Origin of the sequence: Planctomicrobium limosum, from assembly GCF_051465645.1 — a bacterium.
GTDB lineage: Bacteria > Planctomycetota > Planctomycetia > Planctomycetales > Planctomycetaceae > Planctomicrobium.
On the sequence record NZ_CP195790.1, the window covers coordinates 126,811 to 151,663 of the forward strand.

At 52.8% G+C, this 24,853-nt stretch carries 19 protein-coding genes and 1 tRNA gene; 14 read left to right on the top strand and 6 right to left on the bottom strand.

Annotation, left to right across the window (positions count from 1 at the left end; all coding sequences use genetic code 11):
• Positions 1-183 precede the first annotated feature (183 nt).
• The 9 genes from tpx to SH527x_RS00515 all read left to right on the top strand — a co-directional run bounded on the left by tpx (position 184) and on the right by SH527x_RS00515 (position 10,215).
• Positions 184-687, top strand: a complete 504-nt coding sequence (tpx, locus tag SH527x_RS00475) for a thiol peroxidase (protein WP_437192694.1) — start codon at positions 184-186, stop codon at positions 685-687.
• Between the two features lie 362 nt (positions 688-1,049).
• Positions 1,050-1,970, top strand: coding sequence for a dihydrodipicolinate synthase family protein (locus tag SH527x_RS00480; protein ID WP_437192695.1), 921 nt, complete (start codon positions 1,050-1,052; stop codon positions 1,968-1,970).
• A 78-nt stretch (positions 1,971-2,048) separates the two neighbouring features.
• Positions 2,049-4,040, top strand: a complete 1,992-nt coding sequence (locus SH527x_RS00485) for an FG-GAP repeat domain-containing protein (RefSeq protein ID WP_437194661.1) — start codon at positions 2,049-2,051, stop codon at positions 4,038-4,040.
• 100 nt (positions 4,041-4,140) lie between these two features.
• Positions 4,141-4,590 (top strand): YkgJ family cysteine cluster protein, encoded by a 450-nt coding sequence (locus SH527x_RS00490; RefSeq protein WP_437192696.1) that lies wholly within the window; start codon positions 4,141-4,143, stop codon positions 4,588-4,590.
• 207 nt (positions 4,591-4,797) lie between these two features.
• Entirely contained in the window at positions 4,798-6,126 is a 1,329-nt protein-coding gene (gene hisS / locus SH527x_RS00495) for a histidine--tRNA ligase (RefSeq protein ID WP_437192697.1), read from the top strand.
• 286 nt (positions 6,127-6,412) lie between these two features.
• On the top strand, positions 6,413-7,099 hold the full coding sequence (locus SH527x_RS00500; RefSeq protein ID WP_437192698.1) for a GntR family transcriptional regulator: 687 nt from the start codon (positions 6,413-6,415) through the stop codon (positions 7,097-7,099).
• A gap of 223 nt (positions 7,100-7,322) precedes the next feature.
• A complete protein-coding gene (locus SH527x_RS00505) occupies positions 7,323-8,375 on the top strand; it encodes a pyridoxal-phosphate dependent enzyme (RefSeq protein WP_437192699.1) in 1,053 nt (350 codons plus the stop codon).
• A 59-nt stretch (positions 8,376-8,434) separates the two neighbouring features.
• On the top strand, positions 8,435-9,574 hold the full coding sequence (locus SH527x_RS00510; protein ID WP_437192700.1) for a M24 family metallopeptidase: 1,140 nt from the start codon (positions 8,435-8,437) through the stop codon (positions 9,572-9,574).
• Positions 9,575-9,876: 302 nt separating this feature from the next.
• Positions 9,877-10,215 carry a zinc ribbon domain-containing protein YjdM gene (locus tag SH527x_RS00515; protein WP_437192701.1) on the top strand — a complete coding sequence of 113 codons (339 nt, stop codon included), beginning with the start codon at positions 9,877-9,879 and terminating at the stop codon, positions 10,213-10,215.
• Between the two features lie 246 nt (positions 10,216-10,461).
• Here SH527x_RS00515 and SH527x_RS00520 read toward each other — a convergent pair whose 3' ends face one another.
• Positions 10,462-10,860 carry a hypothetical protein gene (locus SH527x_RS00520; protein WP_437192702.1) on the bottom strand — a complete coding sequence of 133 codons (399 nt, stop codon included), beginning with the start codon at positions 10,858-10,860 and terminating at the stop codon, positions 10,462-10,464.
• A gap of 822 nt (positions 10,861-11,682) precedes the next feature.
• Between SH527x_RS00520 and SH527x_RS00525 the strand changes: the two genes are divergently transcribed.
• Positions 11,683-11,756: transfer RNA gene (locus SH527x_RS00525), tRNA-Arg, on the top strand.
• 211 nt (positions 11,757-11,967) lie between these two features.
• On the opposite strand, the gene SH527x_RS00530 is transcribed toward SH527x_RS00525, so the two are convergent.
• The 5 genes from SH527x_RS00530 to SH527x_RS00550 all read right to left on the bottom strand — a co-directional run bounded on the left by SH527x_RS00530 (position 11,968) and on the right by SH527x_RS00550 (position 16,096).
• The gene (locus SH527x_RS00530; protein WP_437192703.1) at positions 11,968-13,410 is read right to left on the bottom strand and encodes a hypothetical protein; all 1,443 of its coding nucleotides are present in this window, start codon (positions 13,408-13,410) and stop codon (positions 11,968-11,970) included.
• Between the two features lie 2 nt (positions 13,411-13,412).
• Positions 13,413-13,643, bottom strand: a complete 231-nt coding sequence (locus SH527x_RS00535; RefSeq protein WP_437192704.1) for a topoisomerase II — start codon at positions 13,641-13,643, stop codon at positions 13,413-13,415.
• Positions 13,644-13,659: 16 nt separating this feature from the next.
• Entirely contained in the window at positions 13,660-15,186 is a 1,527-nt protein-coding gene (locus SH527x_RS00540; RefSeq protein ID WP_437192705.1) for a hypothetical protein, read from the bottom strand.
• 93 nt (positions 15,187-15,279) lie between these two features.
• The gene (locus tag SH527x_RS00545) at positions 15,280-15,558 is read right to left on the bottom strand and encodes a hypothetical protein (RefSeq protein ID WP_437192706.1); all 279 of its coding nucleotides are present in this window, start codon (positions 15,556-15,558) and stop codon (positions 15,280-15,282) included.
• Between the two features lie 94 nt (positions 15,559-15,652).
• A complete protein-coding gene (locus tag SH527x_RS00550) occupies positions 15,653-16,096 on the bottom strand; it encodes a hypothetical protein (protein WP_437192707.1) in 444 nt (147 codons plus the stop codon).
• Positions 16,097-16,976: 880 nt separating this feature from the next.
• Here SH527x_RS00550 and avs2 point away from each other — a divergent pair.
• The 4 genes from avs2 to SH527x_RS00570 all read left to right on the top strand — a co-directional run bounded on the left by avs2 (position 16,977) and on the right by SH527x_RS00570 (position 24,780).
• Positions 16,977-21,284, top strand: coding sequence for an AVAST type 2 anti-phage system protein Avs2 (avs2, locus tag SH527x_RS00555; RefSeq protein WP_437192708.1), 4,308 nt, complete (start codon positions 16,977-16,979; stop codon positions 21,282-21,284).
• Between the two features lie 1,013 nt (positions 21,285-22,297).
• On the top strand, positions 22,298-22,489 hold the full coding sequence (locus SH527x_RS00560; protein ID WP_437192709.1) for a hypothetical protein: 192 nt from the start codon (positions 22,298-22,300) through the stop codon (positions 22,487-22,489).
• 809 nt (positions 22,490-23,298) lie between these two features.
• Complete coding sequence (locus tag SH527x_RS00565; protein WP_437192710.1) at positions 23,299-24,291, top strand: DUF1559 domain-containing protein; 993 nt, start codon at positions 23,299-23,301, stop codon at positions 24,289-24,291.
• 186 nt (positions 24,292-24,477) lie between these two features.
• Complete coding sequence (locus SH527x_RS00570) at positions 24,478-24,780, top strand: hypothetical protein (protein WP_437192711.1); 303 nt, start codon at positions 24,478-24,480, stop codon at positions 24,778-24,780.
• The last annotated feature ends 73 nt before the right edge of the window (positions 24,781-24,853 follow it).

Below are 24,853 nucleotides of genomic sequence, written 5' to 3' on the forward strand. Positions count from 1 at the left end.
ATTCCAATGCGTTCAATTCCAAATTGAGGGGGAATCAATGATACTGCGGCCAGCGGGGTCCCTGACAAAATGATGCTTGAGTGTCGGGAGCCGCTTGCCTGTCTGTTTTCTGACTCGTCGTCTTTGAGTTGGTCGACATCGGGTATTCACTCAAAACGCACGTCAAAATTTGGGGATGCAGCGATGGCACAAGTCACATTGAAGGGGAATCCTGTCCAACTGGCTGGAACAGAGCTGAAAGTTGGAGACAAGGCACCTGATTTCACGTTGCAGTCAACCGGCCTGGACGACGTGACTCTTGGTTCATCGGCTGGCAAGACACGCATCATCGCGACCATTCCATCTTTGGATACAAGCGTCTGCCACATGGAAACCAAGCGTTTCAATGACGAAGCAGCCAAGCTTGCCGACGTGGCCGTCCTCGTTGTCAGCACTGACTTGCCATTCGGGCAAAAGCGCTGGTGCGGAGCGGAGAATGTTGAGAGCGTCCAGACTCTGAGCGATCACCGGACTGCTGAATTCGGCAAGTCCTACGGTGTGTTGATTGACGGCGGTCCACTCGATCGCTGCCTCACCCGAGCAGTGTTTGTCGTTGGGGCGGACGATGTTGTAAAGCACGTTGAATACTGTGCTGAAATCGGATCACATCCTGATTACGACGCCGTTCTGGCTGCCGCCAAGGCGTAGTTTAGATCGCCCACTCCGACTGGGTTATCCAGTTATGTGAGTCGGCTTTTCGTTGATAATCCAGTTCCCTATCGCTGAGATATTGGCGATGGGGAATTTTTCTGCGCTGGACGAGAAAGAACGATGCTCTGCCGGCCATGGAATCTCAGCGGTTCCAAACTGGTTCCTGGCTGGCGAATCGTGTTAAAGTGGTGCAATTCCATGTCTAATCCAGATTCGCAGATTCGCTTCAATCGCTTGTTTTGCCTTCACTACGAATTCCCGGTGACTTCTCGAAACGTGAATGTTCTAGCGTCGTGATGCAGATGCAGCGATTCAGGACTCGCGACGGAAGCCTGATTTCATCTTGAAAGTATCCCTGCATGTCGACTCCGAAATATCACGGCATCATTCCTCCTTTGGTGACTCCCCTGCTCGACCGGGATACGTTGGATGAAGATGGTCTGCAGCGGTTAGTCGAGCATGAGATTCAGGGAGGCGTTCATGGTCTGTTCATTCTTGGAACGACCGGAGAGTCACCCAGTCTAAGTTATCGTTTGCGTCGGGTGATGATCAGCCGAGTCTGTGAACTGGTCGATGGTCGCGTGCCGGTTCTGGTGGGAATCACTGATACGGCGTTCGTAGAGTCGGTTCATCTTGCCAAGCATGCAGCTGACGCTGGAGCAGACTCTGTTGTTCTTGCGGCGCCCTACTACTTCCCTGCCGGTCAGACTGAATTGATCGGATATCTCAAGAATCTGATTGCAGAATTGCCGCTTCCGTTGGTCCTCTACAACATGCCGGCGCTGACCAAGATCTGGTTTGAAGTCGACACCGTGAAGCAGATGGCCGAGATCGAGAACGTTGTCGGAATCAAAGACAGTAGCGGCGATCTGGAATACTTCGGAAACCTGCTGGAGATTCGAAAAGCCCGCCCTGACTGGTCCTTTATGATCGGCCAGGAATCGCTGCTCCCCAAAGCGATCGAGATGGGTGGACACGGAGCGGTTGCCGGAGGAGCGAATGTCTTCCCGAAGCTCTTTGTTGAAACGTATCTCGCAGCAGTGAATCAGCAGACAGACCGCTTGAGCCAACTCAGTGAACTGGTGGAAGAGTTTCAACGCATTTACGAGATCGGGAAGTACGGGTCACGCTTCATTAAAGCGACCAAATGCTCCCTGTCTCTCTTGAATATCTGCAGTGATTTCATGGGCGAACCGTTCCATCGGTTTCATCCAGAAGACCGGAAGAAAGTTGCGGCGATTCTGGAGCCGTTGCAGCGAAATCTCGAAGCGGTCCTGTAGCCTGAATTGAATAGATCTGATTTTTCGGGGCCGGATTGCCAATCGTATTCACCTCCATTCAAGGTTGCGCCAATCATGATGAAATCGAAACCGTTTCAACTTGCTTGTACCTGTTGGGCGATGGCGACGCTCATCGTTGGCGGAGGATCTCTTTCAGCGGACGGTCTGGAACAACTGAAGTACAACAATCCCGGCCGGAAAGTTGATCTCGGAGTCGGACTCTGGGCGTGGCCTGTCCCTTACGACGTCGATGGAGACGGCGATTTCGATCTGCTGGTTTCCTGCCCAGACAAGCCATCGAATGGAGTCTGGTATTTCGAGAACGCAACTGGTGACACGGCGACAAACAAAATGCCGGTCTTCAAGCCGGGCAAGTGGGTCAGTAAGACGGTTCATCATGTCTCCCCGAGTTATGTTGACGGCAAACTGCATGTCATGACGGTCGGGAAGGAATACCGGAACTTCGAGAAGGCCGGATTGAATGAGCCTGTGAAACTTCCGATCAACGTGCCGCTCTATCGCCCGCAATGGAAGGACCCCAAAGGCCCGAAATTGCGTCACAATCAATGGAAGTACGTTGATTACGATGACGATGGGGCTGTTGACATTGTTGTAGGAATTGAAGACTGGAGCGAGTATGGGTGGGACGACGCGTTTGATGCCAATGGAAAGTGGACAAAAGGTCCACTGCATGGGTTCGTTCTGCTGTATCGGAACACCGGCACAACGGAGTCCCCGAATTACGCTCCATATGTGTTTGTTGAAGCTGATGGAAAGCCTGTCGACACGTTTGGGTGCCCTTCCCCGAACTTTGGCGACTTCGATGGGGACGGCGATCTCGATTTGCTATGTGGCGAGTTTCTGGATGGCTTTACTTACTTCGAAAACATCGGCACCAGACTGAAGCCGCGTTACGCTGCAGGACGTCGTTTAACACTGGCCGATGGCACGCCGTTGACGATGGACCTGGAAATGATCGTTCCTGTCGCATTCGACTGGGATAAAGATGGCGACCTCGATCTGATCGTCGGCGATGAAGATGGTCGCGTCGCTCTGGTTGAGAACGTGACTCCGACTAAATCCCCGGCAGGAACGGTGCCGGTATTCCTGGCTCCAGTGTACTTTCGGCAAGAAGCCGAGACGCTGAAGTCCGGGGCGCTGGCGACTCCAGTCGGCGTCGATTGGGATGGTGATGGAGACATCGACATCGTTTCAGGAAACACTGCCGGTTACTTCGAGTTCTTCGAAAATCTGAGCGGCCCGAATGTGGCTTCTCCTAAATGGGCTTCTCCCGTTCGGCTGGAGGTGAATGGCAAACCGTTTCGTGTCATGGCCGGGCCGAATGGCAGCATTCAGGGACCTGCCGAAGCGAAATGGGGCTATACCACATTCTCAGTCGCAGACTGGGATGGCGACGGTCTTCCGGACATTGTGTTCAACTCGATTCTGGGTCGGGTTGAATGGTTGAAGAACATCGGGACACGTACTGCTCCACGGCTTGCTCCTCCACAAGCAATCGAAGTCGCCTGGGAAGGCCCGACTCCGAAACCGGCCTGGACCTGGTGGAATCCTGCCGGGAAGGAACTGGTGACTCAATGGCGAACGACCCCGGTGGTGCATGACTTCACTGGCGACGGAATTCCCGATCTCGCAATGCTGGATGTGGAAGGCTATTTCGTCCTGTTCGAACGGGCGAAACGGGATGGACAACTGGTGTTGCTGCCGCCTCAAAAGGTGTTCGTTGATGTAAACGGTTCTCCGCTCCGATTCAACAGCAAATCCGCAGGTGGAAGTGGTCGCCGGAAGATTTCAGTCGTCGATTGGGACGGTGATGGAAACCTCGACATTCTGCTCAACTCCGCAAATGCGGACCTGTATCGTGGAATCGGGCGGGTTGATGGGCAGTGGCGGTTCGAGCATGTTGGCCCGCTCGCCACCAGAAACATTGAAGGTCACGATGTCAGCCCGACGGTGGTGGACTTCAACGGGGATTCGATTCCAGATTTTCTGGGGGGAGCTGAAGACGGGCGTTTCTACCTGCTGATGAATCCTCGTCACTCGAAGAAATAAGTCGGAGCTAGCTGGGGGGTAAGGTGGATTGGTCCACTCGACGATGACCGTCCTGAACCAGTACACTACGCGGCGTGTCAGATATCCACTGAGGGATGATATGTCTACTGTTGTCAAAATGAGAAAAGAGGACCTGCCTGAAGGGGAAGTCCTCTGCTCATACTGCTCTGCCAAGTGTTGCCGCTACTTCGCATTCCCGATTGAGAAGCCAAAAACTCGAGAAGATTTTGGTCATTTGCGATGGTACATGTTTCACGGTCGGGTCGCGGTTTTTGTGGAAGACAGCGTCTGGTATCTGATGGTCTACGCTGACTGCAAACATTTGCGGACTGACAACCTGTGCGGGATCTATGAAGATCGACCGCATATCTGTCGTTCGTATTCCACCGACAACTGCGAATACGATGACGATGCTGTCTACGACAAATACTTTGAAACACCGGAGCAATTGTGGGAGTATGCCCTCGCGATTCTGCCTCCGGAGAACCCCCGATATTTTTCGGTTGATCCCGTTGTTGCAAGCAGCGTGAATCTGCCTGTCATTGGTTAGCCTGTCCCTGATCAGGTGTGGACTGAGTCGCTGTCAGGTGCAGGTGACTTCCTGTGTGACTGATCGGTCTGTCGAAATTCAGGGATCTGACTGAGCGCTGTTTGCTCACCCGTCGAGTTCATTGGTCGCCGTTGTTTCGAGACAGCGGTGATCTTGTCCTCCCCAGTTACAAATCACGTCGAAGTCTTCTCCAGAACTGTTTCAGCCGTGTCCTCAGAACTCATCAAACCACAGACGCTCAAAGGTTTCCGCGACTACATGCCAGAGGCAATGTTAGCCAGGGAACATCTGATGGAAATTGCCCGACGCGTCTATCGCAGTTACGGGTTTGTACCCATCGACACACCTGCCCTGGAGTATGCAGAAATCCTGCTCGGCAAAGGGGGCGAGGAATCTGATAAACAGCTCTTTCGCTTCATCGATCAAGGTGATCGCGATGTTGCGATGCGTTTTGATCTGACGGTTCCGTTTGCTCGATTTGCGGCACAGAACATCGGCGTCCTGGGGACCCCGTTCAAGCGCTATCATATCGGAACAGTCTGGCGTGCCGAGAAGCCTCAGAAGGGGCGATATCGTGAATTCATGCAGTGCGACTTCGATTCGATTGGCACTGAAGCGAATGCATCCGATATTGAAACTCTGATGGTCATTCACGACCTGATGGAAGCACTTGGCTTCTCGAACTTCACCGTTCGGGTCAATCATCGTCAGATGTTGAATGGCCTGCTCGATAAGCTCGGCCTTCTTGAAAAGTCGACCGGCGTGCTGCGTGCCCTCGACAAGTTGCCAAAGATTGGACACGCCAAGGTCATTGATGAGATGACACAGGCGGTCGGGATCACGGAATCGGCTGCCCAGAAGGTTCTGGAGTTCGCTGGCCTTTCAGGAACTCCTCTCGCAATACTGGATGAAGTTGAAAAACTGATTGCTGGGAACGAACGGGGAGAAGAAGGGGTTGCCAAGCTGCGAGAGCTGTTCTCTGTCTGTAAGCAGTCAGGGATCAATGAAGAACGTCTCGCGTTGGACGTTTCGATCGCTCGCGGTCTTGATTACTACACCGGAACCATTTACGAGACATTCCTTGGGGAGTTGCCGGGGATTGGAAGTGTTTGTTCCGGTGGTCGTTACGACAATCTGGCCGGAATTTTCACGAAGGAAAAGCTGCCGGGTGTCGGTGCAAGTCTCGGGTTGGATCGATTGCTGGCAGCGATGGAAGAACTGGGACTCATTCAAAGTGGCACGCAGAACTGCCAGGTCATGATTGCCATGTTCGATGAGACTCGTCTTGGCGATTACATGCGCATGAGCCGACAGCTGCGGCGATCCGGAGTCTCTGCTGAGGTTTATCCTCTCGCCAGAAAGCTGCAAAAGCAGTTGCAATACGCCAATCGCAAGCATTTCCGAGCTGCAGTGATTGCAGGGTCTCAGGAGTTTGAGCGAGGAGTCTGGACCGTCAAGGATCTGGAAAAGGGCGAGCAGACCGAAGTGGTCGACAGCGATCTGCCAGCATTTTTGCATCGTTTGCTGAGCAATTAGGACGATTCTGTCAGAAGGCCAGTCACAAATATCTTCCCAGTCGAATTGATGTTTGGAGAATTAGTGGGGACATTTCGCGGTGTTCATTGTGTACAACAATGAGCATTGTTGCGAAAATCAGGCGATCAATGACTTAATGCGTGCTCGCTGCAGACTTTGCAGGGGACACGCTGAACCTGTGAGCTGACTCGACATGACCTTCGTGGTGGGGACTCGTCCCCTCCGTTCCGGGTGGTGTCGATGTCGCAGCTCAAACTGGTAATTGTTCGCAAATTGGCCCATCCCTATGTCTCACGTGACTGCCGCGACCACCCCGCCGAATGAAAGCTCCTCCTCCGTTCGCAGCAATGAACGGTGCTATCAAATTTTGCGGAAGATGTTGATTTGTGCACAGATCCCTCCCGGAACCAGACTGGGGGAGGTCGAGTGGTCTGAGCGATTGAAAGTGCAACGGGCCGCCTTGCGTGAAGCAATGGTGCTGCTGGTTCACGACGGCCTGTTGATGCGGCGCGACAGCGGTGGCTTCTTCACCCCGCGATTAGAAGAGATTGATATCGAGCATGTGATGAATGCTCGGGCAGTTCTCGAACTGGGGGCATTGAAAATCACCTGCGGTCGTAACCTGAAGGATATCCATTATCAGCCGGTCGTGGATATTTGCAGGGTTCAACAGCAATGCCATGAAGCCGGAATGATTTCCGGGTTCTGCGAAGCGGATTTTCTGTTTCATCAGAAGCTGCTGGAGCTCTCAGGGAACCCTGTTCTGATCAAGATGTTCTCGCACTCCGCTCAATTGATTTATGTCGTGACGCCGCAGACAGACGATGTCCAGCGCACTTCAGAATCTCAGACGATTGCTGAACATCTGGAAATTCTGGGGCACGTCCGGGAGAAGCGGCTCTCTGAAGCGATCGACCTCCTGGAAACTCATTTGATGAAGGCCAAGAAGACGATGCTGTCGTTGTTAACGTAGCAAGCGTCGTTGTGTCCCTCTGCTGAGTCTTTGAAGTGCTGTGTCGTTAAGACACATTGACTGGTGCGGTTCTGGATCGACCATTTGCGGTGCATGTTTACGAGCGCAAGTATGAGTGCGTTTGCATTCTACCGGTTCAGATTCGCGACCATGTCTGTCACTGAATGCTGATTTGACTGGAAACAAGTTCGATTATCTCAAACGTTCAAGGCTGAGCTGTACGATGAATCCGGAACGCATTTCGCTTGGTGAAGGCAACACTCCACTGGTTCGCTCGCGCCGCATTGGACCAGCATTAGGACTTAGTCGGCTTTACTTTAAGTTGGAATCTCTTAACCCGACGGGGTCTTATAAGGACCGATTCGCCGCTGCTGCCATCAATGACATGGTTCGCGATGGCGTGAAGAAGATGGTCGGTTCGTCCAGTGGGAATGCCGGTTCGTCAGTCGCTGCGTTCTGTGCTGCCACTGGCATTGAATGTCAGATAGCCGTTGTTCAGGACGCCCCGGAAGGCAAGTTGAAACAGATGCTCGCGTATGGAGCGAAGCTCTGGAAAATTCATGATTTCGGACTCGATGCAAAAGTCACGGCGGATGTTCTCGCTCACTTGTGTGAATTGGGGCAGCGACCGGATTGTCGGTTGCAGGTGTCGGCTTACAAACACAGTCCAGTGGGAATGGCAGGCGTTGAATCCTTAGGCCATGAACTGACTGAGCAGGCGAAGGAACTGGGAAGTGAAATCGATCACGTCTTTTCCTGCGCCGGGAGCGGTGGCTTGATTGTCGCTCTTGTGAAAGGGTTTGAGACGATGCTGGCGAATCAGCGTCTGGAACGATTGCCGAAAGTCCATTGCGTTCAGCCGTTTGGAAACGACACGATTGCAGGCCCGCTTCGTAATGGGGAGTCAAATGCACGCTCTTGCTCACGTGCATTGACACGTATTTCAGGGTTACAGGTTCCGAATCTGATTGACGGTGAAGCCGCGTTCGCAGCGTGTCGACGAGTCGCAGGAACCGGGTTCCTTGTTGAAGATGACGAGACTTTTGAACTGCAGGGGCGACTTGCGCGAGAAGAAGGAATTTTCTGCGAACCAGCAGCGGCGGTGGCACTGGCCGGAGCAATCAGAGCATTGCGTGAAGGGACCGTTTCACCTGACGACATGATCGTCTGTCTGGTGACGGGGGCTGGCTTCAAAGATCCTGCGTCGATCGATCGAATGCTGGTAAATTCGAGCTGCTCGACTGTGTCATTTCGCGAATTTCAAGATCTGACATAGTGATTCACTTCAAGGAAAGCTCGACGCCGATTTCAGTTCCTTTCACTTTAAGTGAGCTCATGGCTTCTTCAGAAATCCATCTCGATTTGAACCTGTGTCGGGAACGGCAGCAGCGACTCGCCAGTGTGCTTGTCGAGCGCAACCTTGAGATGGCCGTTCTGGTGCGTGCCGAGCATGTTCAGTACTTCACAGCCTTTCGCCCTGCCCCGGTTCATCAGGCCGTTGTCGTCATTGATCGCGATGGCCGAACGACTCTGGCGGCTCCGAACAAGATTCCGGATTGGGTTGCCGCTGATGACGTGCGTCCATTTGAAGCTCAATGGTGTTGTACGCTGCGGCAGGATCAACTCACCGCGGCGATGGCTGTCCTTGCTGATACCCTGACGCCCTCCGGAAGCGTGTCTCAGATCGGAGTCGAAGGCTCGACCTCCCCTGCACTTCACCTGCGGGGAGATGAAGGTCAACGAATGGGAGCGAATCGTTCCGGCATGGTGGACATTGAACCATCCCTTTGGACTCTTCGTCGCAAGAAGGATGCTGATGAACTGTCGCTGATTCGCAAGGCGATCGATTGCACTGAAGCGATGTATGCAACAGCAAGAGAAATCATTGAACCTGGCATCACCGAACTCGAAGTCTATAACCAGTTGCATGCGACTGCCGTGTATGTCGCAGGGGAGCCACTGACTGGATTCGGGAATGATTTCCAGTCGAACTCGCCTGGCGGTAGCCCACGGAATCGGCCAGCTGAGTCCGGTGAGTTGTTCATTCTTGATCTTGGTCCGGCGTATCGTGGCTATTACGCTGACAATTGCCGTACGATCGCAGTGAATCGGCAGCCATCCGAAGAGCAAATGAAAGTCTGGACCGCAGTTGTCGGCGTTCTGGATTTTGTAGAGCAGACCGTGAAGCCGGGTGTGTCGGCAAAGTCACTCTTTCTTGAAGCGAAGCGAATGCTGGATGATGTGGTCCCCTGCGGCTTCTTCCATCATCTCGGGCACGGAATCGGCCTCTTCCCGCACGAAACCCCGCACTTGAATGAGAACTGGAACGACTGCTTTGAAGTCGGTGATGTGTTCACGGCCGAACCAGGCGTGTACTCTCCTGCCCTGCGTGCAGGAATGCGGCTTGAACAGGACTATCTGGTGACGGAGTCAGGTGTGGAACTGCTGACTTCATTCACTCTCGATCTGGCGTGAAACTGCGTCGCTAAGCCGTCACGCAGCGTTGTCTGAACGAAAACGTGCGAGGCGATCTGACAGCGTTAGCGGTTGTGTCATGATTTGTTAGAATGGAGCACGTGATACGAGTGTCATCGACACCGACAAGAGTCCCCATGTGCTGTGGGCTCCATACGAAATGAAGTGACGGAGTCGTATGCTGCTCCGGTCGACCTCGTATTGGAAACATTGGTTCCAGGCTTTGTGAACAGGGTCGCAATACGCCTCGTTTGCACCGTCCTTGGGACATTCTCGCCGCGATAAGTTACTGGAAATTACAGATGAGCGCTTTGCCCCCATGTCCCGAATGTAAGTCAGAATACACCTACGAAGATCGCGGTCTGTACGTCTGCCCGGAATGTGCTCATGAGTGGCAGCCCATCGCTGTCGAGGCCAGTGAAGCGGAAAGAGTATGGAAGGACGCCAACGGCAATCTTCTGAACAACGGCGATACAGTCTTAGTGATCAAAGATCTCAAAGTGAAAGGGGCATCTTCGGTCTTGAAGGCGGGGACGAAGGTCAAGAATATTCGCCTGACAGAAGGTGACCACGACATCGATTGCAAAATCGACGGATTTGGCCAAATGCAATTGAAATCAGAGTTCGTCAAGAAGGCTTGAGGCGTTTCGCCTGTTGCCGCTTGTCAGTGACCGCTTGATGGGCTGTGCAGAATAGAAGCTGAACGCAATCCGTTCTTGGATGATGAAACCGGCTCCCCTAATCTTGCAAACAACCTCTTCGCAAAGATCTTTGCGAAGAGGTAATTTCAAGCCGCTGTCGTCAACGGTGTCGGTGAATGCGAACGCCGGACTTGGCGTTGATTTCATCGAGAAAATTGGTTTCGATCCTGAGCCGTGATAGTGTGACTATGGTTTCACTTCAGGCTTCACTTCAGGTTTTGCTGGGTCGACTTTTTTGATTTCGTCGATGGCCTTCTTGCCTTCCTTTACGATCTCATCCGTCTTTTCTTTGGCTTTCTGTTCCAGCTTCTCAGCCTTCATTTCGACGTCTTTTCTCACTTCCTCGCTCGTCTTGGCAGCTTTTTCGGCCTCTTTCTTCACACTTTCGGCTGTCTTCTCAATTTGATGTTTTGTCTTTTCAGCAGCCTTCTCTGTTGCTTCCTTCGCATCGTGCGCTGTTTCCGAGATAGACTTTCGGACTTCATGAGTCTTCCGGTCTGCCGACTCAACACATCCGCTTAGTCCTACAGCGACCAACGGAAGCGCACCGCCCAACAGAAGCCCTGCAATATGGAATGTCTTCATTGGTTCTTTCCTCGAAACATTTGGATTGATGCCGCACATCTTTGGCGTCTAGACCAACTCGGCCTGATATGTGCCTTCGCTGTCGCGTTCTCTCTCGAAATGATTTGATGGGCGCCTGTGACGGTGGAAACCATTGTCAGGTCCACCCATCCTGCAGCCTGACCTCAGGAGAAACCCCTCCCATGAGGTGATCTCTCACCTTGCTGTCGCGACAATGACACATCGTATTTATGAGAATCGAGCGAATGATGTACCAATCCGCTTTCCGGGAGGGTCCGTTCCAAGGCAAACTCGACCCAAAAGTCTTGTAACATCTTTTTTCGGAAACAGATCGGGCAGAAATTCACTTCCTGCAGGCAGGGTAAGGATGCCATCAGGGTTTCCCTTCGCCCCCCGGTGTGTGATGCCCCACCCGCCACAGCGATTCCCGCCGAACCATTATTTGTCCTGATCTGTTGTTCAGTGTTGCAAGGACACAAGTCGATCGGGGATTGCTTGCCTCAAAAGCCAATGCATCGAGCAAATTTCCTTCAAGACCGACGAAGATCGCCGGGAGCTCTTTGCTATCGGAAATTCTCCACGACTAAAGCGGAAAGCGACGCCGCAGATAGGGACACAACCGGTTTATTGGAATAGGATTACGAAGGAACTGAATCTTCGAATCATCCGACTGCAAGCGGATAGATTCGCTCTCTGCAGAACCTTTTTTGAACTCGGGAATTCGCATCCAAAAGCCGCTTGAAAAAAAGACGTCCAATCTCCATACTCCGCTCTCCCACCGGTAGATCGAATTTTGACGATCGAACGGCCGGGAAGCTGATTGCATCCGTAGCTCAATTGGATAGAGCACCGGTCTTCGGAACCGGGGGTTAGAGGTTCGAGCCCTCTCGGGTGCACTTTCTTAAAGCGAATTAAGCAAAGACTTTAACTTCGAAATCTCCTCTGCAGACAGCTGAGGAGATTTTTTTGTTCCCCCACCTATCCCCCCGTCTATCGGGGAGTCTACGGCGGAATTCAACTTCTCAGCGACTTCCGTTGCCGCCGCTTGCGCCGAGCGAATCGCACCGTAATGCTTTTCTGTCGTCGCAAAATCTTTGTGCCGCATGATCACTTTGAGCGACTCTGCCGAGATCCCGGCGTTGATGAGACGCTGGGCACAGAGCCACGCCGCAGATCGTGAGCACTGGCAAACTTTTCACGGGTTTGCGTCCTTGCATCCGCTTTCCGGACAACGATTCCGGCCTCCTTCCCGATCATCCCCACGATCCGACTCGCCCGTTCTTTGGTGAGACGGGCTTTGGAACGGATGGCATGATAGGAATGCCGTACCTGAGATTGTTGCTGGATCACAGCGATGTCATCCGCAGGGATACCACCAGCCCGTGACTGAAACTCCGTCGGGCGTTTAATCCCGGCGTCCTTAAGCCACTTGCGGACCGACGCATCAGTCACACGACACGCTTCAGCAATGGCAACATTGCTATAAGAATCCGCGAGACGACGTAGAAGTCCATCACTAGGGCGATACCACCTCTCACGAGATTGAATCGAATAGTGAATTCCTCCCACACTAACGACCCAACCGGTTCGCTCTGCTTCCGGAATGGATCCCAGAAGTGTCACGAGTCCAGGCAGCATCGGGATTTCCTGCAAGCGTCCATTCTTCTGGCTCGAAGGAATCAGGATGGTGGGATGTTGTCCTGGTCGCGTCGGCCACACCGGATGAATGTGCCGTTCGTCCTCCCAGGAGAAATCGAGCAGATCCGCAATACGGAACCCGCTCTCCCAGAGCACGCGTAACACAAACTGCCAGTCAGCCGCTGCTGTCTCCCCCACCACGCGAGGAGTGACGTCCAGCATCCGGTCGAATTCCTCACCGGTGACGGGGCGTCCCTTCATGACTTCGTCGACCTCCAGCATCTTCACGGGGGGCATCTTGTCGATCCATTCCCGCTCATAGCAGAATCGCACAAACGTCATGATGGCTTTCATCATGCTGTTGACCGTGTTGGGCGATCGAACTTCATACCGGCCCTCATCACCAGCCAGCAGCCGGTCTTGAAGGTAATCCAGCATGTCGAGCGTCAACACGTCACGCACGTTCAAGCCTTCCGTCATTCCCCGCTCTGCCCGATACGCTTCAAACACCCGTTCCGCGATGTTGAGTCGCGAGAGGGCGTGCACCAGCGAACTTGCTCGAATTCGCGTTCTCCGGTGTTCTGCGTACCGTTCGTAGCATTCCTGCCAGGACTTCCCCGCCGGGATCGCTTCCGACTGAGGGGCGATCGACTGCGGAACGTAGCCCATGGCGATGGCCTGTCGTTCGGTAATCGCTCCCCCGGATCGAACATACTCCCCATTGAGAAGTCGTTCCTGACATTCGCGGAGGACCTTCCGGGCCTCCCGTCGCTCGCGTGTCCCGCAATTCTTACGAATTCGCGTTCTCAGGATCGGACAGAAAAACTTGAGCACATACCCGTTCTTGTCTGCTTTCGTCAGCGGTCGATTCGGGTAAAGCTGCACATTGCCAATTTCCGGGAGTCTTCCCATGGCTAATCTCCTTTCAGACTGATTGTGTTGTTCACCTTCCTTTCTGAATGCGTGCTGAGATGCTGAATGAGGTCCTTCCCTGTCACCCAGCGGGTGTGACCCACGCTGGTGTAAGGGAGCCCCTCGCTCAACAGTTTATCCCAAACCTTCTGAGAAATCCCCAGTCGTTCGAGAACGGTCCGTTTACTGTAGGCTTCGTCGGCGTGAATGACGCCGGTGGGGATGCGTGACATCGTGTTCCGGCTCCGCTTAAAAAGGTTCATCGGTTGAAGTGGAATCAGGTGAGGACGTGCCGAGTGTTTCCCCGGTAACGTTGGCGCCGAACGGGAAGTCCATGGCGTCCTGCAACGTGTTCTTACTGCGACATTTCTTCAGGGACTTGGCTGCAATCTCCTCATCCGTGATGTCGTTCGCCTCCAGCAGAGTGACGAGTTGCTCAGCGAGTTCCTGACGACTTGCGATCAGCGCTCCCCGATTTGCCGCCGCAGACAGAACGCACCCCACAGCCATGTTTGTGGCCTTACCAGAAGCCATCCCGCCCCGATCGAGACGTTTGACCGGCTCCGTAGGCGTCTCAATGCGATCCCGGAACGTTGCGACGACTTTGGCCCATTCTGGATGGCGCGGGATGCGAGACTGATGGTTGTTCTTCTGGTCGACTGGTCCCGCCGTAAACACGAAACGCGGTCGCTTCTGCACTTCCGTGAACAGATGCAGGATAGACGGCACCATCAAGAGTGTGTCTTCCGTCGAATTCAACACATGCTCTCGCAACCAGGGGCGGCGGATCTGGTATTCAATCCGCGTCGCCGAAGTCGGCAGACTGCCTCCCCACCGGGCCTGCATCGCGAGTTGATAGTCTTCCGGGCGTTTCTTGACTTCCTCCAATTTGTCATAGACCTGCAGCCGCCAGGTTCCCGACGCACCGACGGAGAAGCCGGAGAACTTCCGTCCGGTCGTTTTGCGTTCCTGCTGTTCGGTTGCCGTCGTGATGTAATGGTCCGAGCGGAACGCATCCCGAATCCAATCCTCGACGGAGAGATTCGGAACGTCCAGGCAAAGATCCAGACGCCGAATCCAGGAGTCATACACATGACCTCCGAGTGAGTCCATGATCGCATAGGCCAGCGTGCGCGATTTCAAGCCGCCATAGAGCACACAGGCTTCCCCGGTGATCTTCAGGTAGAAGTTGGCGTGTTGTCGGTTGTCGGATTCGCGAGCCGAGAAGGCGAGCGTGATCCCGGGAATCTCGATCCGGTATTCCAACCGCTCCTGTCGCCCTGTCCCGATCCCACGAGGGGAGACCAGGACATCCTGATTCGCCAGCAAATAGGGATGCGGCTGATGGAGTGACTTGGCGTCTTCCTGAATGCGGTCGAGGAGGAAGAGCTCGCCATCACTGATCTCACGGTTCCAGGCGACCAGCCCCGACTCTTCAATCCAGTCAAATGCGGCCACTGCTCCCTGATAGAGGTCAGGGGATTCAACAGGACCGGAATAGCCGTCGGAGTTCAGCAGTAACCGATTGTAGCTATGTCGAATGCCGTCCTGAATGGTGATGGAGGGAGGAGAGGATTGGCTATTCAGCAGGTGCGTGTTACTAGGCCTCGCACCTGCTGCGGCTTCGCCGACGGCAGCAGAGCGGCCCGCTGCGTTCGCCTCGCTCACTCGCTCGGGCGATCCGCTGCGGGCCGCGACCTCTGCAATCAACCGTTTTTCCCAGTCCGTGGGGGGACTTGGGAACAGACTCTCTTCCCGACGCAATGGGGTTCCCATAGAATCAACGTCCTTGTTAGTAAGGACTCCGGGTGCCCCTCCGCCGGCAAGCAAAGGGGGGCACTCGAGAGTCCGGTTTTCACGTCCTTGAAACTACTTCACTGGTCGAAATCCTTTCTCAGGATTCACTTTGACGAGGTTCGGTCCTTTCACTTCGAACCATTCTTCGTGAAACGGGGCGTCTTCGAGGTCGTCGTCCCACTTTCCATAGGACTGCACCCGGATGTAATCGCGGATGTCGTCACCCTCAGAGCGTTGAAACAGGGCAATCCCTGTGCTCCCCGGTTCATTGCATTCGAACTGCTCCTGATTGTCGTATCCGCAGACACCCATCAGGAATAATTCAACTCCATTCACATGCCAGACAGGCATAAAAAACTCCTTTAGCTAACGAAAAACTTAGCTGCCTTTGAATCACCGGGGCCGCTCAACCGGTGGCTTCCATGTGGAGGCATTCCCTAAGAAATCAAAAGTCTTCCCGTACGACGCGACGTTCGGTGAAGTCGAGGAAGAGATAGACCTCCCCTTTGCCGTATTCCGAGATGTCAGGGATCGTCCTGTCCTCCTCTGACATCCAGCCATCGTCACCATACATCCGGAAATACTCTTCCTCCGAGAGTGTCTTGTAACGACCTGGCCGCCCTGCCCAGAGGCATCCCGACTGCTCCCGAATGGTGACGTGTCCGTCTGCATTGCGAACCGGTTCCCCCGGTTGCAGTTTCTCAACGGCCCAGCGGGCGACTCCCTGCATGAGCTGATTGACGCTGATTCCGTTTTGATCGGCCAGGCGTTTTAGCTGCTCTACCAAAGGCGTATCGAGCCGCAGCTCCAGGCGGGACTTCTCTCCCAGCTGGGGCGCGACAGGCTGAGGGACTGAGTTCTTCTTCGCCGCTGCTTTTTTCTTGGCCATGATCTTCTCCCGTGTTGTGTAACGGTAGTTCTACCGTCATTGTAAACGGCGTCAATACCGATTTAAGAAAGTTGATGGGATCCAAACGAACACGCCAGGCAAGTCAGCTGCGTATTAACAGCACAAAAAGAGGCCGAATCCTCGAACCTGAATGGGGATTGCCTGCGGCGCAACTTCACCAGGGAGAGGGATCTGGGCTCTCAGACTCCGCAGCGTGATCTGCTTTCGTGAGCGTGAACTCCCTGCCCGTGCCCCACTCCCCGGAGCCAGTTTTCCGGGCCCGCGACAATGGCAACCAGGACGGCCAAGCATCATCCCGCGAGGAAGTCCCCTGCCCCGACTGCCACGCTGCTCTGGGTGAGACCGTCCCGCCCTCCGGGAGAAAAATGGAGACGCAAATGGCACTCGACACCAAAGCCATCGAGTGCCACGAGTCAATGAAAACGCAACGGCATTTTTCACCCTGCGGTCATGCCGCTCTCACCTGGTCGCAATCAACTGGCTCCGGGGAGAGGGGCAATTAACATCACTCGATACAACTGATCTCATTTATCCTTTGATGGACAACTGTTAATATCTTGGACAACATAACAATGCGCATCAATAGAACGCGGGCCGAACAATGTCGAATAACTGGAATAATCTACGCAGTTGGAATGGAGATCAAAGACATGCATTTGAGGAACTCTGCTGTCAACTTGCATATGCAGAGAACGTTCCTGAACATTCTATTTTCCATCGAAAAGGAACGCCCGATGCTGGCGTTGAATGTTATTGGAAAACCCCGACTGATGATGAGTGGTGCTGGCAAGCCAAATTCTTTCTTCAAAGCTTAGGGCCCTCACAATGGCAGCAACTGACGGATTCATTTCAGTCGGCGATGGACAACCACCCCAACCTGACACGATACGTTATCTGCCTACCTCAAAATCTTCCTGACGATCGAAAGCCGAATCGTAAGAGTTCAGCGCAGAAGTGGGAGGAACGCTGTGCCGAGTGGCAAGCAAGAGCTGCCGCTGCTGGTCGAAAAATCGAAATAGTACTCTGGGATGAAACGCAGCTTGTCGAGAGAATTACGAAACCTGAGCACCAGGGCAAGCATTGGTTCTGGTTTGACTCAGAGCAACGACTGACTCACCACTGGTTTCAAGATCGACTTGACGAGGCAATTGCGAACGCAGGCGACCGTTATACCCCGAAAGCACATGTCGAACTTCCAATCGCTCAGATCTTCGATGGACTTGGCCGGAGGCCGAAATTCTTTCAACGCTTCGAGGAATTGATCGCTTCGGTGCACGAAAAGCATCGCCGACTTGATCGTGGAGCCGACAAAGGCATTCTTGCCGCCGACTATACGTTGCTTGGCGACCAGCTCTCTGACCTGTCAGTGTCTCTCCATACACTTCTGCCGAACGAATCTGGATCTGGTGCCGCGCCTTTGCCCCTCTGCCTGGAAAAAGTCAGTGACTTGGCCGAAAAGCTGGCGAGCTTGTCCGAGGACATCAGCGACAAGCTTCAAGAAATGGCCGCAAAAGTCGAAGCAAATCTGCCAGAAGCCAAACGGAAATCTTTTTACCGAAATGAGGAGGTCGAGAACCTTCGAGGTGCCTCATACCGACTTCGTGAGATGCGCGCTGTGCTATACGATATCTCCGGATTCGCGGATACCGACGAATCTCGCCTCGCGAATATTCCAGCATTACTACTGACCGGCCACGCTGGTCTCGGGAAAACGCACTTACTTTGCGACATCGCAGAGCGCGGACTGCTGCAAGGTCAACCGCATCTTCTGCTTCATGGTGCTCATTTCAACGATAATGAACCTTTGCAGCAGATCGTGAATCAGCTTGGCTTGAACTGTACCGTGGAGCAGTTTCTGGGAGGCTTAACCGCTGCTGCTCAGGCGTATAAGAGCCGAGTTCTCATCTTCATTGATGCGATCAACGAGGGCTCCGGAAATGGCTTGTGGAAAAAACACCTACTAGGATTTCTCGCTAGGCTTCGCAATTACCCATGGATTGGCGTTTGTTTAAGCGTTCGCACAACCTATGAGGATCTGGTGGTCCCGAAGCCGATTCCCGAGGGTATTCTGATAGAGGTAGAGCATCGCGGGTTTGAAGAGAATGAAGCTGAGGCGGTGCATCGCTTTTTCACCGAATATGGGATTGCCCCCACATTTCCACTACTCTCTCCTGAGTTCTCAAGACCGCTGTTTCTAAAACTCTTCTGTTCTGCCATTAAGAACATTGGTCTTAACCAGGTGCCGCCAAGAATACGCGGCATTTCAGCGCTACTGGAGTTATTCCTTGATTCCGTGAACCAGAAGCTCTCAGCACCACAATGCCTCGACTTCAATAAGCATGACCGCATAGTTCATAGAGCTGTTGAGAAACTCTGCGTAGAATTCGCAACTTCAGAGAACGAGTTCGTCCAGAGAGCGAAAGCCGAGGCTTGCGTCAACTCAGTTCTCCCAGCAAGTGGCCACTCAAAGAGCCTGTTTGCACACTTGGAACATGAGGGTGTGATCAGCGTCGACCGCTGGCGAACGGCAGAGGGCTTTCAGGAAGTCGTCCATTTCGCATATCAACGGTTCACTGATCATCTGGTTTCTAAATACCTGCTCGATCAATACCTAGATAGCAAGAATCCGGCTCGATCCTTCAAAAAGCAGGGGAAAATTGGACGTCTATTTAAATGTGAAGCAGATGGTAGGAGGTGGAGCGGCCTTCTTGAAGCAATGAGTGTGCAACTCCCTGAACGCACAGGGAAGGAATTCTTCGAACTTGTACCACATCTTTCGGGAACTTCGGTCGTCCGTCAGGCGTTTGTTGAAAGTTTTGCTTGGCGCGACAAGAAGGCTTTTTCGGCGGAATCGAATAAGTACATCAATAATGTTGTACTGAGACATTACGACACCAGATACGAATTCTGGAATGCGCTATTGATGATCGCTGCTATTCCTGATCACGCCTATAACGCAGATTGGCTCCATAAGATTCTCATGGGATATTCTCTTCCTGATCGAGATGCTTGGTGGTCAATTTTTCTTCACAACCAATGGGGAGAAGTCGGCCCAGTTATTCGGCTGATCGACTGGGCTTGGGCCGACTCGAACAAGAATTGCTTCTCGGATGAGGTCATCCGGCTCGGGGGAACTGCGCTTGCTTGGTTCCTAACGTCATCGAATCGGTTTCTTCGAGATCGGGCCACGAAAGCAATGGTTCGACTGCTGGAAAATCGCATCTCGGTCGTTGCTCGCCTACTTGAAGATTTTGCTGATGTAGACGATCCATACGTAAAAGAAAGGCTTTTTGCAGTAGCCTACGGCGTATCGATGAGGTGTTCTGACGGTACCGCAGTTGGGATGTTGGCGGAACGGGTCTATGATCGCGTCTTCCGAAACAGGAAGAATATTCCTGTTCATGTCCGAACTCGAGATTACGCGAGGGGAGTTGTAGAACGAGGGCTGGTGCTCAATCCTACTTTACCAGTCGATGTCAAGAAAATTCGACCGCCCTATGGAACTCCTTGGCCGAAAAAGAAACCTAAGACCGAATCGGCACTTCGCCGACGAATGGCGACAAAGACGCCGAGCAATGCAAATCAGGCAATAGAACATCTCGTCGGGTCTATCACGTCGGATTTTGAGGACTTCTGCAAGTATATCATTAGTAGTTTTTCTGAATGGTCTAATGTCCCGCTCGGACAAGATCAGCACCCTACTCGTAGAGAAAGGTTTGAAGCCTACCGGAAGTCGTTGACGAATCGTCAGAGGGCTGCCTTGGACGCATTCACCGATCTTAAAACGTCCGACGCAGAACGTTCGGGCCGCGTTCTGAAGCGTGAGATTTCACCTGAAGACCGGAAGCGGCTTGGTGAGCTAGCAGAAGAGGAGTTTCGGAAGTGCCTACGAAAGGGATCAAAGAAGGCGCGACTCTTCGAAGCGGAGGCGCTGCCGTACATTGAAAATCCATACGGCGTCGATCGAAGCTTTGATGCCGACTTTGCAACCAAATGGATACTTCAACGCGTAGTAGAGATTGGTTGGACCGCTGAGCGATTCGGCCAATTTGATCAGCGTGTCAATAGCTACCAGTATGACGGACGTTCAGCCCACAAAGCGGAGCGGATTGGGAAAAAGTATCAGTGGATCGCCTACTGCGAACTGTTAGCTCGCATTGCCGACAACTTTCAAATGAGGTGGGCTGTGGATGACGAGGACGGCTTCCAATTTCAGGGGCCTTGGGAACTGTCCCATGGGCGCGACATCGACCCATCAATGCTGTTGACTTCGGTAGAGCGAGATAATTGGAGGCCATCAAGTCCTTGCTGGTGGTTTCCGTTTTCTCCGATGCAATGGGAGGGCGGCACAAATCACCTTAAATGGCTAAAGGATCAAAGAGATCTGCCAGATCCTAAAGCACTGATTCAAGTGGGACGAGATCGCAACGCGACTCAGTGGTTGAACCTTAATGGTTACTACGTCTGGGAAGAGCCAGCGCCAGTCAAGGAAGATCGCTTCTCAACAGAAAGAAGACAACTCACGTACTGTCTAAGGTCATTTCTAGTTCGAAGGAAGCGATCGAAAGCGTTTTTTGACTGGCTCTCGGAAGTAAATCTCTATGGACCATTGCTCGATTATCCATCCTCCGAGTACCGACTCTTCCTTGGCGAATTTTATTGGTCATATGCTTACCAGTCGCAAGACAATGAGTACCATGGTCGCGACGGATGGACGAAAGGACGATTAGATAGGATGCCGAGTGAGATTGCCTGTACCGTCGAGCGTTACCTTCGGGAGTCCAGTACGGAAGACTGCTCTGTTGACGATACGGTATTAATAGATCTGCCTTGTAAGCAAATCGTTGAAGGGATGGGGCTGTCCTGGGGAGGAAAGAACAGTGAGTATGTTGACCGGTTGGGGCATGTAATCGCGTTTGATCCATCAGTCACCGAGCGGGGCCCCGAGGCATTATTGATCCATCGCAACAAGTTCTTGGAATATCTGCAAGATGAAGGGCTCGAGGTCTTCTGGACGATAAGTGGCGAAAAACATCGCATTGGAGGATCGCATCGCCATGAAGACTATTTGGGGCATATGGAAATCGGTGGCTACTATCGAATTGTCGATGGCGAAATTTGTGGTCAAATTCACTCAAAATTCAAGTCTCCATCCAATCGAAGCTGACAAAACAGTAGGACTTTCAGTCAATCTGATTCTGGAAATTGTTGTTCGGATGGGACCGGGAGTACGGAGCCAATTCTTAGGCGATGCTGGCTATCATACGAGTAGCTGGTATTGTCTGAACTAGTCATGCTGAAAAATGTTCTGCACGTTCAACACACCTCTCTATACACCTGCGAACTAGGAGGCAATCGCAAAGTCCACAGTCGCGAATCCGCATCTGGGGTCCAGATACGGACGCGCTGATTTCCCTGCAGTGCATTTGCCATCTCCATATTTCAGCACAAAGTTTTGGCTCGGGTTGTATCCCGCCACTCGGTCGAATAAGTGACAACTTGAATATCGACCTCTGCCGCGAAGTCAACGCGATTGCTCCCCTCAACACTCACCCCACAAATTAGGATCTTCTGCATCCGAGCAACACATTAGCCAAGCATTGCTAAAACGAAAGCCCGGTAAAAACCGGGCTTTCGACAGCATCTGCAACGCATCAGAAAAGGACTTTTAGACTTCGGAACCGGGGGTTAGAGGTTCGAGCCCTCTCGGGTGCACTCCACCGATCATTCGCCCGACCATCGTGTCGGGCGATGTCGTTTATTGGCTGGCCTTATCCAAGTCCTTCTTTCGACTTGGATGTCAGATCCTCGCTTCCCGTATTTGATTGGAAGAATAGAGCCCCCCTGCTGTAAGCCGAATACGATGCGAAAGCTGCGCATCGGTTCTGCCGGGAGGATTGGCAGGTGGAGAGTTTTATCAAGCCGCTGGTGCTTTGTGCTGGTGAAGCAGATCAATCATTCGACGCTCTCGCGTGATACATGAGAGCTGTCTGTTTGTGAAAGCCGCAGCCTGGAATTGGTCTACGCCCTGCGACGTTCGGCTAAACTCGACCAAAGTCGATGACTTTCATAAGAGCAAAATTAGCTTAGGGTGTCGGCGTATGGAGTTTCTCGTCGAGGTTGATGATCGGTTGTTAGCTTACCATCAGGGTTCCTTCGTAGATCCGGTCCAGATCGATCATGAGTTCAGTCACGATTGAGAATGAAAGCACCAGCAAGACCGTCAACGCAAACAAGAACCATGACGGAGGCGTGTCGTACCAAGTCTTCAAGAGCATGGAACACCCCCGACAGGATTGCATCGCCGAACTCAATGGAATTCAACTTCGCCGGACATCACCAACGACTCCCTGCCTGTATGTCGTCGAATAGAGCCAGCTGGTCCTGAAGGGATTGGCTACCGCAGTACTGGCAACTTGAACGAATGCAGATTGGGTGATGTCTCATTTTCCAATCTATCCGGCGTTTGAGCATTGTCACTGGTTCATCATCCCATCTGCGCTGACGTTTCGGGGCTATTGTCGCCGCTTTTGCTCGTCGTCCTGATTTGCGATTTGCATGACGGCACATATTCCGGTGGAAACGACGGCAATTTGCAGGATTGGCTTCTCTGATTTGAAGCAGACGTAAACCACTATTTAGATGATGTTTAAGGTGAAGATCGCTGTTGAGGGTGACGCTCATGTCGGAAATCTTTTGCTTCGCCACTTGCGATTCGGGCCCTGATGAGATATTAAATTGGCTGAACATTGAGACTGAGTCTCAGTTTCCTCTTGGCTAAGCCAGCCCACCGAGATCTTTCAGGCAGGCCGCGATGCTGAGGTGATGCTGTCAGACGTGAGAGACCCCTGCGGATTCAGTTCGCACGGGAATCCCCCTTTAGGAAGTTCGTCCTTCCAAACGCATCATCAGAACGCAGCCCGATCCGTCGACGCAGAGCAAATGCTCGCGGCCCTTCAATACTCATTGGCTTGAAGGAAAAGCCGATCGAACCGCCTGTTGGGCCCAATCTGATTTGCGTCCTGGACGACACCCAGAAGTAGACACGCTTCCCCCAGAACTCCATTGGTGACCACGCCTGCCGTTGATTATTTCAACGAGTAAAGAGTCACCCTCACGCGTCTCATCTCAATTCGTTTGCAAGTGAATGACACATCAAACAAATTGACAGGAGTGAGGATATGAGAATTTCGACTCTGAATCGTCGGGCCAGACAGTCATTACAGCAAAACAAGATAGCTCGTAGTGGGTTCACTTTGATCGAACTGCTGGTTGTGATTGCAATCATCGCAATCCTGATTGCCCTGCTTCTTCCAGCCGTGCAACAAGCCAGAGAAGCGGCTCGACGCAGTCAGTGCAAGAACAATATGAAACAGATTGGACTCGCGATCCATATGTTCCATGACACACACCTGCACTTCCCTGCGTCGATCAAGAACTATGATGAGGTTGAGATTGAGAATGCCGCCGCTGCTTCACGGGCTCCAGTCGCTTCGCACAACACAGGGTTCATTCCACTGTTTCCATACCTTGAAGACGATGCTGTCGCACGTCGCTGGGATCCGAAACTTGCACGCAACAGCGCTGTCGATACAGACGGCGACGGGTACTCAAATGCGACACTTCAGAAGCTCATGATTGACACCCTGCTCTGCCCCACCATGGCTATGCCCAGCGGACCACTTGGAGGAACAGAAGAACGTGCGCCATGTAGCTATATTTTCAGTTCAGGCACAATTGATTCTGGAAATTATGCTTATCCACCGACTCCGGAACCTGCCTTTGATGGGGCAATCACACCAGTGAAACTGGTTGCCGCGGGCACAACTAACAACAGCCCTAATAAACAGTATCGTAAGATTGCAGATATCACAGACGGGACATCTAACACCTTTGGACTCGGCGAAACGGATTTCTCACCAACAGGGATTCCATCCACTTCGATGGGAGCAGTCTGGTCATATGGATACATGTATTCTGCCGGGAACACATTACATGCCTTCAACGTCCATAACCACACATCCGCACCGATCGGCGCATTTCGCAGTGAACACCCAGGTGGAGCTCACTTCCTGATGATGGATGGTTCAGTTCACTTCTTCGCACAGAATATCGACAACACTCTTTATCGAAATCTGTCGACTCGCGCCGGGAGCGAGATTGTGAACTGGTGATCTCGATCTTGGTCAGATTCCGAACGACAGCCGCAGATCAGGTCTTACGAAGCTAGTTAAGCTTTGCCTGGTACTTGAGGATTTCACCGCTCCTGCAGACTTCCTTTCAGGAGCGGTGAGCCATTCTTGTTCGCTAAAAAATCAACGATCGAATTGTTTCGTTGGCTAAATTGAGGAGTCGCGTCGGTGCTACATTTGACGCTCAGACTTTGCCTGATTGCATTGCTTGCATGGCAAATCGGGTGTGGCCAGAAAGCCGTTGAGCCACTACCGGAGCCTGCCCCGGATCTTTCGCAGATGAAGCTCACACTCGACGTCTGGAACAAGATTCAAGATCCCGAGAAATATGATCGTGACACTTTGAGACGTCTTCGCAAAGAGGAGCCGTCACTGAAGTCGAACGAGAACTGGAAGACGTTCCACAACACGGTCGTGATCCCAGGGATCAAGAAGGAGTTCGGCGAAAGCTTCGCACCGAAACCTCTTTAAGTTTCTGTCGTCGAATCTTACTGGCGACATGGCGAAGATCGCTCGGTGCAGAAGCGATGAACGGTGCGTTCTG

Bases quoted from the DNA above. Each gene is read 5' to 3' on its own strand.
- SH527x_RS00550 (WP_437192707.1), bottom strand. From the start codon at position 16,096: ATGGCCAAGAAAAAAGCAGCGGCGAAGAAGAACTCAGTCCCTCAGCCT.
- SH527x_RS00510 (WP_437192700.1), top strand. From the start codon at position 8,435: ATGGCTTCTTCAGAAATCCATCTCGATTTGAACCTGTGTCGGGAACGG.
- tpx (WP_437192694.1), top strand. From the start codon at position 184: ATGGCACAAGTCACATTGAAGGGGAATCCTGTCCAACTGGCTGGAACA.
- SH527x_RS00480 (WP_437192695.1), top strand. From the start codon at position 1,050: ATGTCGACTCCGAAATATCACGGCATCATTCCTCCTTTGGTGACTCCC.
- SH527x_RS00520 (WP_437192702.1), bottom strand. From the start codon at position 10,860: ATGAAGACATTCCATATTGCAGGGCTTCTGTTGGGCGGTGCGCTTCCG.
- SH527x_RS00545 (WP_437192706.1), bottom strand. From the start codon at position 15,558: ATGCCTGTCTGGCATGTGAATGGAGTTGAATTATTCCTGATGGGTGTC.
- SH527x_RS00565 (WP_437192710.1), top strand. From the start codon at position 23,299: ATGAGAATTTCGACTCTGAATCGTCGGGCCAGACAGTCATTACAGCAA.
- SH527x_RS00500 (WP_437192698.1), top strand. From the start codon at position 6,413: ATGTCTCACGTGACTGCCGCGACCACCCCGCCGAATGAAAGCTCCTCC.
- SH527x_RS00485 (WP_437194661.1), top strand. From the start codon at position 2,049: ATGAAATCGAAACCGTTTCAACTTGCTTGTACCTGTTGGGCGATGGCG.
- SH527x_RS00490 (WP_437192696.1), top strand. From the start codon at position 4,141: ATGTCTACTGTTGTCAAAATGAGAAAAGAGGACCTGCCTGAAGGGGAA.
- SH527x_RS00540 (WP_437192705.1), bottom strand. From the start codon at position 15,186: ATGGGAACCCCATTGCGTCGGGAAGAGAGTCTGTTCCCAAGTCCCCCC.
- SH527x_RS00560 (WP_437192709.1), top strand. From the start codon at position 22,298: ATGAGTTCAGTCACGATTGAGAATGAAAGCACCAGCAAGACCGTCAAC.
- SH527x_RS00515 (WP_437192701.1), top strand. From the start codon at position 9,877: ATGAGCGCTTTGCCCCCATGTCCCGAATGTAAGTCAGAATACACCTAC.
- SH527x_RS00505 (WP_437192699.1), top strand. From the start codon at position 7,323: ATGAATCCGGAACGCATTTCGCTTGGTGAAGGCAACACTCCACTGGTT.
- SH527x_RS00535 (WP_437192704.1), bottom strand. From the start codon at position 13,643: ATGTCACGCATCCCCACCGGCGTCATTCACGCCGACGAAGCCTACAGT.
- avs2 (WP_437192708.1), top strand. From the start codon at position 16,977: ATGGACAACCACCCCAACCTGACACGATACGTTATCTGCCTACCTCAA.
- SH527x_RS00530 (WP_437192703.1), bottom strand. From the start codon at position 13,410: ATGGGAAGACTCCCGGAAATTGGCAATGTGCAGCTTTACCCGAATCGA.